This is a genomic window from Salinigranum halophilum, assembly GCF_007004735.1.
Classification (GTDB): domain Archaea; phylum Halobacteriota; class Halobacteria; order Halobacteriales; family Haloferacaceae; genus Salinigranum; species Salinigranum halophilum.
In genome coordinates, this window is sequence record NZ_SSNL01000003.1 from 351,490 (window position 1) to 363,820 (window position 12,331).

At 68.1% G+C, this 12,331-nt stretch carries 12 protein-coding genes; 6 read left to right on the forward strand and 6 right to left on the reverse strand.

Annotation, left to right across the window (positions count from 1 at the left end; genetic code table 11):
* Positions 1-288 precede the first annotated feature (288 nt).
* Complete coding sequence (locus E6N53_RS06350) at positions 289-1,077, reverse strand: molybdopterin synthase (protein ID WP_142857808.1); 789 nt, start codon at positions 1,075-1,077, stop codon at positions 289-291.
* A gap of 136 nt (positions 1,078-1,213) precedes the next feature.
* Between E6N53_RS06350 and pyrH the strand changes: the two genes are divergently transcribed.
* Both pyrH and lysS read left to right on the forward strand, forming a co-directional pair.
* Positions 1,214-1,933 carry a UMP kinase gene (gene pyrH / locus E6N53_RS06355; RefSeq protein ID WP_142857810.1) on the forward strand — a complete coding sequence of 240 codons (720 nt, stop codon included), beginning with the start codon at positions 1,214-1,216 and terminating at the stop codon, positions 1,931-1,933.
* Positions 1,930-3,585, forward strand: coding sequence for a lysine--tRNA ligase (lysS, locus tag E6N53_RS06360; protein WP_142857812.1), 1,656 nt, complete (start codon positions 1,930-1,932; stop codon positions 3,583-3,585). Before pyrH ends, lysS begins: the two co-directional genes overlap by 4 nt.
* 18 nt (positions 3,586-3,603) lie before the next feature.
* Here lysS and E6N53_RS06365 read toward each other — a convergent pair whose 3' ends face one another.
* A complete protein-coding gene (locus E6N53_RS06365; protein ID WP_136589622.1) occupies positions 3,604-4,143 on the reverse strand; it encodes an LURP-one-related family protein in 540 nt (179 codons plus the stop codon).
* 202 nt (positions 4,144-4,345) lie between these two features.
* On the opposite strand from E6N53_RS06365, the gene E6N53_RS06370 reads away from it, so the two are divergent.
* Positions 4,346-4,606, forward strand: a complete 261-nt coding sequence (locus E6N53_RS06370) for a hypothetical protein (protein WP_136589621.1) — start codon at positions 4,346-4,348, stop codon at positions 4,604-4,606.
* Between the two features lie 116 nt (positions 4,607-4,722).
* Positions 4,723-6,510 carry a site-2 protease family protein gene (locus tag E6N53_RS06375; RefSeq protein ID WP_142857814.1) on the forward strand — a complete coding sequence of 596 codons (1,788 nt, stop codon included), beginning with the start codon at positions 4,723-4,725 and terminating at the stop codon, positions 6,508-6,510.
* 6 nt (positions 6,511-6,516) lie between these two features.
* Here E6N53_RS06375 and E6N53_RS06380 read toward each other — a convergent pair whose 3' ends face one another.
* Positions 6,517-6,897: a cupin domain-containing protein gene (locus E6N53_RS06380; protein ID WP_236642313.1), complete on the reverse strand. Its 381-nt coding sequence runs from the start codon at positions 6,895-6,897 to the stop codon at positions 6,517-6,519.
* A gap of 180 nt (positions 6,898-7,077) precedes the next feature.
* Between E6N53_RS06380 and E6N53_RS06385 the strand changes: the two genes are divergently transcribed.
* Together E6N53_RS06385 and E6N53_RS06390 are read left to right on the forward strand one after the other, a co-directional pair.
* Positions 7,078-8,628 (forward strand): heme-binding protein, encoded by a 1,551-nt coding sequence (locus E6N53_RS06385; RefSeq protein WP_142857816.1) that lies wholly within the window; start codon positions 7,078-7,080, stop codon positions 8,626-8,628.
* Between the two features lie 94 nt (positions 8,629-8,722).
* Positions 8,723-10,645 (forward strand): GAF domain-containing sensor histidine kinase, encoded by a 1,923-nt coding sequence (locus E6N53_RS06390; RefSeq protein ID WP_142857818.1) that lies wholly within the window; start codon positions 8,723-8,725, stop codon positions 10,643-10,645.
* Here E6N53_RS06390 and E6N53_RS06395 read toward each other — a convergent pair.
* The 3 genes from E6N53_RS06395 to E6N53_RS06405 are packed head-to-tail and all read right to left on the reverse strand — an operon-like array spanning position 10,637 to position 12,216.
* The gene (locus tag E6N53_RS06395) at positions 10,637-10,852 is read right to left on the reverse strand and encodes a hypothetical protein (RefSeq protein WP_136589617.1); all 216 of its coding nucleotides are present in this window, start codon (positions 10,850-10,852) and stop codon (positions 10,637-10,639) included. The two genes, E6N53_RS06390 and E6N53_RS06395, sit on opposite strands and share 9 nt — an antisense overlap.
* 2 nt (positions 10,853-10,854) lie before the next feature.
* Positions 10,855-11,907 (reverse strand): aldo/keto reductase, encoded by a 1,053-nt coding sequence (locus E6N53_RS06400; protein WP_142857820.1) that lies wholly within the window; start codon positions 11,905-11,907, stop codon positions 10,855-10,857.
* 60 nt (positions 11,908-11,967) lie between these two features.
* Positions 11,968-12,216, reverse strand: a complete 249-nt coding sequence (locus E6N53_RS06405; protein ID WP_142857823.1) for a hypothetical protein — start codon at positions 12,214-12,216, stop codon at positions 11,968-11,970.
* Positions 12,217-12,331 lie beyond the last annotated feature (115 nt).

Here is a 12,331-nt window from a genome sequence, read left to right on the forward strand (position 1 = left end):
CTGGGACAGTATATAAACGGAGGAACGTTCGGAGCAGTTCGGATGGTTTCAGTCCGTTCGGACGTTTCACGGACGATTCAGAACGGTTCGAGAAATCTTTAGACCTTTCACAACGGTTTCTGAGGATTTCAATCGCAAACTATTTTTGTGAATGTAAAACGCGCCGAAACCGGCGAACTGAGCCGGCTGTTGGTGCTTTCTCGGCAACATTTGCTCTCTCGGCGGGGCGATGAGCGGTCGCACGCGCCCCCGGTGAGCGCGTCACTGTCGGCGACGAGGGGTGGTGACCTACCGCGTGTGCCGCCAGAAGGTATCCTCCACCGTCACCTCCTTCTTGAACAGCGGCACCTCGTCTTTGAGTCGGTTGATGCCGTCCTCGACGGTTCGGAATCCCTCCTCGCGGTGGCCGGCGAGGACGACGACGAAGACGATGTCGTCGCCGTCGGGGATGAGCCCCGTCCGGTGGTGCATCTCCACGTCGAGGACACCCTCGCGTTCTTCGAGTTCGCGGCAGATGGTCGCCATCCGTTCCTCGGCGACCCCTTCGTACTTCTCGAACTCCAGCGCCGTCGTCCGGGGGTCGTCCGCGCCGTCCTTCGCACGGACACGCCCGGTGAACGTGGCAATGGCGCCAGCCCGGTCGGCACGTGGCGACGATTTGACCCGGTCGACCAGCGTCTCGAGGGTCACGTGCGGTTCGACGTCCGCGAGCGCGTCGAGGACCGTCTCGACGGCCGCCGTTTCGGCGTCAGGGGCTTCGTAGAGCACGTTACGATGCTCGTCCGTGTCCGCCTCGTCGCCCAGGACGACGGTCGGGAGAGCCGCGTCCGCACCGACGCCGAGGCAGACGGCGTACGTGTACCGTGGTGCGATGTCGTCGATGACCGCATCGAGCGACCGACCGGTTCCCCGCGCCGCCCACGACCCGTCAGCACCGACCCGGTACGTATCGCTCACCCCGCCGCCGTCACCGACTGTCCCGCTCGCTTCGACCGTCACGACCGGCCCGTCGAGACGAGGGAGGAGTCGCGCCCGCAGGTCGTCCGACCCGGGGCCGACGATGGCAAATACTCGCATACTCTCCCCGCAGAGACGGACCGGCTTTAGGGTGTCGCCTCTCGGAGTTCTCCGCCAGGCACGCGAGTGGTGAACACACCGCCGAGCCCCACCGACTTGATAACCCTTAAGCCCCGCTCTCGGCAATCCCGAGCCAATGAGAGTCGTGATTTCTATCGGTGGGAGCGTCCTCGCGCCACAGCTCGACCCCCAGCGGGTCGAGCGACACGCCGCGGTCATCGAATCCCTCGCGACCGAGGGGTGCGAACTCGGCGTCGTCGTCGGCGGTGGCGGTGTCGCGCGCGACTACATCAGAGCTGCACGCGACCTCGGGGCGAACGAGGTCCAACTCGACCAACTCGGCATCGACGTGACCCGCATCAACGCCCGACTCCTCATCGCGGCGCTCGGGCCACGCGTCGACCCGAAGCCGGCACACACCTACGAGGACGCCGGCGATTCGATTCGACGGGGTGACGTCTCCGTCATGGGTGGCGTCTCTCCCGGACAGACCACCGACGCGGTGGCCGCGGCGCTCGCGGAGTACGTCAACGCCGACCTGCTCATCTACGCCACGAGCGTCGACGGCGTCTACAGCACCGACCCGAACAAGGAGTCGACCGCGGAGAAGTACGAGAGCCTCTCCGCGAGCGAACTGGTCGACGTCATCGGCGACATCGAGATGAACGCCGGCGCGTCCGCCCCCGTCGACCTCCTCGCCGCCAAACTCATCGAACGCTCGAAGATGCGGACGATCGTTCTTGACGGCACCGACCCCGACCGAATCGAGGCCGCGGCGCTCCGCGGTGACCACTCGGGCACCGACATCGTCCCCGAGGGGACGAACGAGGACCCGAGCTACTGGGCCCAGCGATGAGCGACGCCGACACTGACGCGGGGGCCCCCGACGGTGGGGGCGAGACCGACCACCACGCGTTCTGGGCGGACGACGTGGCCGACGAGGTCGAAGCGCGGGACCCGACCGAACCCATCGTGGTCAAGGGTGGCGTCTCGCCCTCCGGCATCCCCCACCTCGGGCACTTCAACGAGATCATGCGCGGCTACTACGTCGCCGCGGTACTCCGCGAACGCGGCCACGAGGTCCGACAGGTGTTCACCTCGGACGACCGCGACGCCCTCCGGAAGGTCCCGCGCACGCTCGCCGACGCCGACTGGAACCTCGTCGGGTTGGGCGAGGTCGACGCCGGGGCGCTCGGACGCAACCTCGGCGTCCCGTACACCGACATCCCCGACCCCTTCGACGAGTGTGACCACCACTCCTACGGCGAGCACTTCACGGCCCTCCTGGCCGAGAGCGCCGACCGCATTGGCGTCCCGGTCGAGATGCTGTCGAACACCGCCATGTACGAGGCGGGCGAGTTCGACGACGTCGTCCATCACGTCCTCTCGGATGCCGACCACGCACGCGAGGTGCTGAGCGCGTACCAGGACGGCGTCGACGACTCGTACGTCCCGTTCATGGCCCAGTGTTCGGCGTGTCACAAACTCACGACCGACGTCCGCGCGGTCGACCTCGACGCCCGTACTGTCGACTACGTCTGCTCCGGGCTGGAGGCCGGCGGCCAACAGATCGAGGGCTGTGGGCACGAGGGGACGGCCACGTTCCGCGAGGGGAAACTCCCCTGGCGGTTCGAGTGGCCGGCGCAGTGGCAGGTGCTCGGCGTCGACTTCGAGCCGTTCGGCAAGGACCACGCCGAGGGTTCGTGGCCCTCCGGAAGGGACATCGCCGAGAACGTCCTCGGTATCGAGCCGCCGGTCCCGATGACGTACGAGTGGTTCACGCTGAACGGCGAGCCGCTCTCGTCGTCGTCGGGGAACGTCGTCACCGTCGACGAGGTGCTCGAACTGCTCGAGCCCGAGGTGCTCCGCTACTTCTTCGTCCGTAACCCGAAGAAGGCGAAGGACTTCGACGTCTCCCGACTAGACCAGCTCGTCGACGAGTTCGACCGCTTCGAGCGCGTCTACTTCGGTGAGGTCGACGACGACACCATCGACGCGTTCGCCGAGCGGGCCTACCCGTTCGTCGTCGACGACGTCCGGGCGGAGCGGGTTCGCATCCCCTACACGTTCGCTGCCGTCCTCGGGATGACGGACGACCCCGAACTCCGCGAGCAGATGGCACGCAACGAGGGTCACCTCACCGACGACACCCCCGAGTGGGCGGTCGACGCGGCGCTGGCCCGCGTCGAGAAGGCCCGCGCGTGGGCCGAGCGGATGGACAACGAGTACAACTACCGGCTGCAGGCCGACCTGCCCGAGACGGATTTCGAGGCCGGGATGGCCGACGCACTCGACGCCCTCGCAGACTTCGTCGAAGCGGGGCACGCCGGCGAGGAGATACAGGGGCAGATGTACGAACTCCCCGAGGCGTACGGCGTCGAGACGGGCGACTTCTTCAACGCCGGTTACCGGCTCTTCTTCGACGCCGACTCCGGCCCCCGGCTGGGCGAGTTCCTCGGCGAACTCGACCAGGAGTTCGTGGTCCGGCGGCTCCGCCGCGACGGATAGCTCCCGAGCGCGTGTCGCTCAGTTCCCCTCGATGGCGTCGACGACCACCGTCCCGACGACGGCGAGCCGCGGGTCGAGGTCGCCGGTGAGGTCGATGGTGTAGCGGTCGCGGAACGAGAACTGCTCGTCGACGCTCCCGAGTGAGGTGCCGTCGGGGGCGACGATGTCGTACGAGAAGGGGATGAGCGTCGTCACCAGCCTCCTGAGCGCGGCCATCAGGTGGTTGTCCTCGCGGAGGACGGCGACGCGGGTCCCGTTCGCGTCCACGAGCGTGTACTCGTGTTTGAAGAACGAGGCCACCTCGCGCTGTAGGCTCCCGACGCGTTCCCCGGTTCGAGAGTCGACGATGTCGTACGCGGCGGCGATGTCGAGAACGCTGTCGGCCCGTACCCGAAAGGCCTCCTCGCCGTCGGGCGTGGTGAAACGGAAGTCCTCTTTCAGTTTGAGCTTCTTCTTCTTGGCGGTGAGAATCGGTGCGTCGGAGTCGCCCTCGTAGACGTTGTACCGCGTCCTGATTCCGAGCTTCTGTCGGACCTCGTAGTGGGTGGCGTCGAACATCTGATACACGTCGTGGGTGTCGGCACGCTATATGAATCTCCGCCTTCGCGAGCGTCGGGCGTGGTGAGGACGGGGGCTTCCCGCCGGACCGGGTGACGGGGGTCCACGCGAAACGGGACGGACCGCCCACGCTGTCGAACAGCCAGCGTCGGCCGAGGGGACACGCTCAAGAGGGTTGCCGCCCTTCGACCAGAAGAACAGTATGGGTTTCCTCGATATCACACGTGGACGCGAGGCGGACGACGAGCAGACAGACAGCGACGCCGACCTCGACGCGGAGACGGACACCGAGGAGGCCGCCGGCAGCCGACGGTGGCTGGTCGTCCTCGGCCTCGTCGCCGTCGTGGCGGTCGCGTACCTCGTCGCTCGGAAGCGGACCGGTCGGGAGGCCGAGTTCACCGAGATCGAACTCGAGTCGACGGCCGAGTCAGAGTCCGAATCGGAGTCCGCCTCGACGGAGTGAGGTGACCGTCGAACCCCGTCTACACGCCGCGTGCGGCCGTCTCTGTCGGGAGCGTTAGCACCGCGGGACGGCCACAATCCGAACGTCTTTCAGCGTCGCTCCCTTCTCCTCCCCTGATGAACACGCTGGTCTGGGTGCTCGTCGGCGTCTTCGCGTACTCGTTCGTCGCGTTCTTCTTGAAGTCACGCGGCATCCTTCCCTCCTCCGTTCGCGTTCAGGGACCGCTCACCACCCTCCACACGAAGCGTGGGCGGGACTTCCTCGACTGGCTGGCCCGCCCCAAGCGGTTCTGGCGAGCGTGGAGCAACATCGGCGTCGGTATCACGCTCGTCGTGATGGTCGGCACCTTCGCCCTCCTCCTCTTTCAGGGCCTCAGTATCCTCCAGAACCCGCCTGCGCCCACGCAGGTGAACCAGCCGCAGAACTTCCTCGTCATCCCCGGCGTCAACGACTTCCTGCCTCTCTCGGTCGCCCCGGAAATCGTCTTCGGCCTGCTCGTGGGACTGGTCGTCCACGAGGGTGGCCACGGCCTCCTCTGTCGCGTCGAGAACATCGATATCGAGTCGATGGGACTGGTCTTCCTCACGCTCATCCCCGTCGGGGCCTTCGTCGAACCCGAAGAGGAGAGCCAGCGCGCGGCCGACCGCGGTGGGCGGACCCGAATGTTCGCCGCCGGCGTGACCAACAACTTCGCCATCACGATCGTCGCGTTCGCCCTCCTCTTCGGACCCGTCGTCGGTGCCATCGGCGTCGCCCCGGGGATGGCCGTCCAGGGCACCTACGACGGGTCGCCCGCAGGCGACGCCGGCATCGGGAGCGGCGACCGCATCCTCGCCGTGGCGGGGCAGAACGTCTCCTCCGAGGGCGAACTCGACGCGGCCCTGTCGGCGACGGACGCCCGCACCGTCGAGACGACGGTCGACAGCGGCGACGGGACGACGACCGTCCCCGTCGACCGTCGCCTCGTCGTCGTCGGGACCGTCGGCGGCAACCCGGCGAACCTGACCGTCGCGAGCGACGACGAACCAATCACCGTCTCCGCCGTCAACGGGACGCCGGTGTTCACGCGGGCGGGGCTTCAGGCCGCCACCGAGGGGTCGACGACGGCCCGCCTGTCGACCAGCCGCGGTGACGTGACGATTCCCGTCGGGGCCTACATCACACGAGTCGCCGAGGACGGCCCGCTCGGCCAGGAAGCACCGACGAACGGGTCGCTCATCATCACTGACTTCGACGGCGAGCGCGTCACCTCCTCGGCGGACCTCAACGCCCTTCTCGACGAGACCGACCCCGGACAGGAGGTCGAGATACGGGCTCGGGTGGACGGGGCGGACGAGACGTACCTCGTCACGCTCGGTGAGAACCCCCGCGACGGGAACGGCTTCCTCGGCGTGAACATCTTCCCCGGCACGTCGGGGCTGGTCCTCACCGACTTCGGGGCACAGTCGTACCCCGCGGGGACCTACCTGACGCTCCTCGGCGGTGAGGGCGGGAGCGCCCCCGTGAACGTCGTCGACTCGCCGCTCGGCCTCGTCTACGTCGCTCTCATCCTCCCGCTCGCCTCGGTCATCCTCGGCATCCCCAACTTCCCGGGATTCACCCCCGCGGTGACGAACTTCTACGTCGTTCAGGGGCCGCTGTCGGCCCTCGGCGACGGCGTGTTCATCCTCGCGAACCTCCTCTTCTGGACGGCGTGGATCAACCTCCAGCTTGGGCTGTTCAACTGCATCCCGGGGTATCCACTCGACGGGGGTCGTATCCTCCGCACCGGGACCGAGGCCATCGTCTCACGGCTCCCGGTCGAGAGCCCGCACGCGCTCGTCCGCACCGTGACGACGAGCGTCGGCCTCGTGATGCTCGCGTCGCTCGTGCTGCTCATCTTCGGGCCGACGCTGCTGACCTGACCCGGGTCAGTCGCCGTCGAGGACGACTCCGTCGTCTTTGACGTTCGGCGCGCCGACGATGAACAACTCGCCGTCTTCGAGCGCCGTCAGCTGCCTGGCCGTCTCCGGTTCGACCACGAGCACGTCGCGCGGGCCGAGTTCGAACGTCTCCTCCTCGTCCCCACCGCCGCCGGTTCGAACCCTGAACCGACCGGCGAGGACGAGATACAACTCCTCCTGTTCGCGCTGGCGGTGGTACGGCGTCGACTCACCGGCGGGAAGCGCCCAGACGGCCGGGCGCATCTCCTCGGGACGGAGTTCGTAGCCGACCGGCAGGACGGACGCGTCCGTCCCCGGCCTGTCGACCGGGACGGCCTCGAGGTCGTCGAGTGAACAGTGTGTGGGCACACCTCCCACTCTCTCGGTGGGCGGATGAATCTATGGCTCCGCACGGTCCGACCCGACCACGTACGCGACGCTGGTCGCCGCTTCGGTCGGGGTCGGGGCCGCGGTGGGTGCCCGCCGTCCGTCGGGTGTGTGGCGCGGGAACACGCAAACCCCATACCGCTGCCCTCCTAACCGCAGCGTATGCCAGAAGCTCCACCGACAGACGAGGGCTGGTTCGTGCTTCACGACTTCAGAACCGTCGACTGGGACGCCTGGCGCGACGCCCCCGACAGGGAGCGGAGTCGCGCCGTCGAGGAGGGCGTCAGCTACCTCTCCGCACACGAGTCCGTCGCGGACGCGGACGAGGGAGCGACGGCCGTCTTCAGCGTCCTCGGCCACAAGGCGGACCTGCTCGTCTTGCACCTCCGCCCCTCGCTGGACCACCTCTCCCGCGCCGAACGCCAGTTCGAGACGACGGCGCTCGCCGGCTTCACCGACCAGGCCACCTCGTACGTCTCCGTCACCGAGGTGTCGGGGTACGTCTCGGACGCGTACTTCACCGGGAACGAGGAGGACGTCGACGAGGGACTGCGCCGGTACATCGAGGGGAAGATGAAGCCCGACCTCCCCGACGACGAGTACGTCTCCTTCTACCCGATGTCGAAGCGCCGGTCGGGCGAGGACAACTGGTACATGCTCCCCTTCGAGGAGCGCCGCGACCTGATGTCCACCCACGGCGACACCGGCCGGGAGTACGCCGGGCGTATCAAACAGATCATCTCCTCCTCGGTGGGATTCGAGGAGTACGAGTGGGGCGTCACGCTCTTCGGAGCGGACCCGACGGACATCAAGGACATCGTCTACGAGATGCGCTTCGACGAGGTGTCGGCCAGATACGGCGAGTTCGGCCAGTTCTACGTGGGCCGCCGGTTCCCGCCGGAGGACCTCGGCGCGTACCTCGCGGGCGAGTCAGTGCCGACGGCCGAGGGGAGCGACGACGGACATCCCCACGCCCACGCGGCCGCCGGTGACCACCCCCACGGCTCCGACCACCCCCACGGCGACAGCGACCACGGACACGGGGACGAGCACCACGGTCACGGACATGGCCACGACCACGGTGACGACGAATCGAGCGACGACGCTCACGACGCCGACGACGCCGACGGCGCAGACATCCGCGGCGAACTCGACGACCTGAACATCTACGCCGGCAAGCCACACGGCGAAGACGTCTACGCGACCGTTCTCTACTCCGAGGCCGACCCCGACGACCTGTTCGAGGAGGTCGACGGCCTGCGGAAGAACTTCGACCACTACGGCACGCACGTCAAGACCGCGGTCTACGAGGCCGACTCGGTCGACAAGACCGCCGTGGTGAGCATCTGGGAGACCGGCTCCGCGGCGGAGACGGCCGCGGGCTTCCTCTCCGAACTGCCCGGTGTCGTCTCCCGCGCCGGTGAGGAGAGCGGCTTCGGGACGATGGGGATGTTCTACACCGTCAAGCCCGACTACCAGGAGGAGTTCGTCGAGAAGTTCGGCGTCGTCGAGGGGCTCCTCGACGAGATGGCGGGCCACCACGAGACCGCGCTGATGGTCAACCGCGAGGACGAGAACGACATGTTCATCTCCAGCCAGTGGCGCTCGAAGGAGGACGCGATGGGCTTCTTCCGCTCCGACGACTTCCGCGAGACGGTCCAGTGGGGTCGCGACGTCCTCGCCGACCGCCCGCGACACGTCTTCCTCGCCTGAGCGACCGCACCGTCTCGCTGGAGGCGTCGTGACGTCCCCGTGATATCTGCCGCCCGACGCCGGGTTTTTGTTCATCGCTGCCAAGATTCCAATAATGCCGGACTACCGTGCGCTCGCCGAGCAGGACGTCGTCGGCCGGTGTGTCGTCCGCGACGGCGCGCTCGTCTACGCCAACGCGCGACTCGCTGCGCTCGCCGGCGTCGACGCGGCGGCCCTCGTCGGCCGCGACCCGTCCGAGGTGTTCGCCTTCGACACGGTGGGCGGCGGTGACGACGACGATGACGACATCCCCGACGTTCGCGCCCTCCTCGACGGCCAGCGTCCGGTTCCCGACGGGGGGCTCAGCGGACGGGTGCGCATCCGCCGGCCGGACCGGTCACCGGTCGAGGCGATGGTCCGCGTCACCGACATCGAGTACGAGGGGGCACCGGCGACGCTGGCGGTCGTCGTCCCGCCCGCGCCGGCCCGGACCGACACCGGGTCCGTCCTGGAGCGGGCGACGGCGGACCTGGTTCGGGCGGCCGACCGCCGCGACGTGTGCGCTGTCGCCATCGACACCGCGACCGAGGTGCTCGGCTTCGAGGCCGTGAGCGTCTACACGCTCTCGACCGTCGACACCCTCACTGCCGTGGCGTCGACCGAATCCGACGTGACGCTCCCGGAGACCGTCCCCACCGACGGGCCGGTCTGGGGGGCGTTCCTCACCGGCGACACCCACGTCGTGTCGGGCGACGCCTGTGGCCTCGACCCGTCGATGGACCTCATCGTCGTCCCGCTGGGCGATACCGAACTCCTCGTCGCCGTCTCCGAGCGCGAGCACCGCTTCGACACGGCCGTCGAGCTCATGGACCTCCTGGCGACGAACGTCGAGGCGGCGCTCGACCGGGTTCACCGCGAGCAGCGGCTCGAACGGCTTCACGAGGCGACGCGGGACCTGATGGTGGCCGAGACGGAGTCCGAGATCGCCGAGGTCGCCATCGGCACCGCCCGCGACGTCCTCCACCACGACATGTGCGGCGTCCACCTGTACGACGCCGACGCCGATGCGCTCGTCCCCGTGGCCGTCAGCGAGCGGACGCGCGAGTTCCTCGGGACGGACGGAGCGATTCCGACGTTAGAACCCGGCGAGAGCCTCGCGTTCGACGCCTTCGAGGCCGGCGAGACGCGCGTGTACGACCACGTCCACGAGGCATCCGGGGTGATGGACCCGACGACGAACCTCCGGAGCGAGCTCATCGTCCCGCTCGGCGAGCGCGGCGTCTTCCTCGCGGCGTCGACGCTCCCCGACTACTTCGACGAGACCGACGTCTCGCTGGCGAAGGTGCTCTGTGCGAACGTCGAGGCGGCGCTCGAACGGGCCGAGCGCGAGGCGGCCTTCCGCGAGCAGCGAGCGGAACTCGAAGAGCGCAACGGCCGACTCGACGAGTTCGCCTCCGTGGTCTCACACGACCTCCGCAACCCGCTGAACGTCGCCCAGGGGCGGCTCGAACTCGCCCGCGAGGAGTGCAACAGCGAGCACCTCGCCGCCGTGGCCGAGAGCCACGACCGGATGGCGGAACTCATCGACGACCTGCTCACTCTCGCCCGGCAGGGGCGCGGCCTCGGCGACACCGAACCCGTGGACCTCGAGACGCTCGCGCGGACCTGCTGGCAGGCGTTCGACACGGGTGACCTCGTCGTCGTCGACGGCCTGACGGTCGAAGCCGACCGGAGCCGACTGCGCGAACTCCTCGAGAACCTGCTTCGGAACGCCGTCGAACACGCCGGCCCCGACCCGACCGTGCGCATCGGTGCACTCGGCTCGCCCGAGGACCCGACGGGCTTCTACGTCGCCGACGACGGCCCTGGTATCCCGCCCGACGACCGCGAACAGGTGTTCGAACACGGCTACTCGACGGACGAGGAGGGAACGGGCTTCGGATTGGCTATCGTTCGGTCGGTCGCCGATGCCCACGGCTGGGAGGTGCGGGTGACCGACGGCGAAGACGGCGGCGCGCGGTTCGAGTGCTTACTCTAACTCGACCTGGTCGACGAGTTCGTCCAGCGGGACCGCGTCGTCGCCACCCGAGCGCGCGTAGACGAGCACACCCACCAGTCCGGTCAGCAGGGTCACCGCCACCCACTTGCCGACACAGCGACCCTGTCGGCGCGCGTCGATGGCGACGAGCGTCGCGAGGACGGCGTGGACCGCGAGCGTGGCCTTCAGCAGTTTCTTCTTCGACATGGTCAGTCACCCGCCGCCTGCTTGTCGACGCCTTCGAGGTCCGCCCCACCCACCGAGGAGCGCAGCGAGTCCATCCCGTCGAAACGGTCGACGCCGAAGTTCGTCCGGTACAGTTCCTCGACCCGCTCGAACTCCTCGTCGGAGAGCGGCGGCGTCTCGGGTGCGTGCGCCCACGCCGTCACGTCCGCTTCGGTGCGGAACGTGGGCGTCACCGCCGCGACCTCGTCGTGCGCGAGGAGCCACTGGATGGACGCCTGCGCCATCGTCCGCTCACCGTCCCGCTCGAGGAACCGGAGCGACTCGAGTTTCTCCCACCCGGTCTCGTACCACTCGGAGGGGCGGTGCGCGCGGTGGTCGCCCTTCCCCAGTTCGGTGTCGGGCGTCACCTGCTCGTTCAACAGGCCCGACGAGTGTGGGACGCGCGCGACGACCGATGTGTCGGCGTCGTGTTCGCGGATGGTCTCGATGAAGTGTCGTCCGGGTGTCTGCTCGAAGACGTTGAACACCGTCTGGACCGCGTCGAAGTCCAGTTCCACCGCTCTGTCGCCCTCGGCGAGCCACCCGATGGAGGGGCCGAGCGCCCAGCCGAGCGCCTCTACGGTACCTTCTTCGCGGAGCTCTTCGAGGGTCTCTACCACCTCGGGTGTCACCTCGTCGACGTTCGCGTTGTGGAGCTGGAGGAAGTCGACGTAGTCGGTGTCGAGCCGCTCGAGCGAGCGGTCGACGGCGGTCCGGATCCACTCGGGAGTCACCTTCTTCGGGAGTTCGCCGTGGCCCGCCTGCGGGTTGTTGTAGAAGTCGTAGCCGATCTTCGTCGAGAGCGTCACCTCGTCGCGTCTGTCCGCGAGGGCCTGGCCGATGAGGCGCTCGGAGTCACCGTGGCCGTACACGTCGCCCGTGTCGATGTAGGTGATGCCGTTGTCGATGGCGTGGTGGACCAACTCGACCGCCTGTTCCTCCGTGCGGTCGCCCCACCAGTCCGTCCCAACGACCCACGCGCCGAAGCCGACCTCGGACACCTCGACGCCCGAGTCACCGAGTTCGCGATGCTTCATATCCATCCGTCGGGGTTGCGGCGACTTATACTGTCTGCTGTCTCTCGCCGAGTGGCGACGCTACTCCAGTCGCGTCCCGTCGCGCGGGCAGTAGTCGTACGCGTCGTTCGTCGTCTCGAATCCACAGGCCGGACACGCGCGGACTCCCTCTCTGTCTCCCGTCCTCCCGCCCGTTCCCCGCAACAGGAACGGGACGAACGGGACGAAGAGGAAAAACGCGAGCGTGTCGAACTGCCACCAGACGAGTGCGCCCAGGAGGAGGCTGGCGAAGAGGCCGGCGAGCGCCGTGACCGTTCTCGAACTGACCACGGCTATCCTGGGGACGGTGACGCAGAAAAACCCTCGAAAGAGCGAGCACCGACCCTCCCGTCGGCCTTCCCACTGTGTGGCTCCAACCTGCACCGAAGCAAGCGTTTTTCCACCC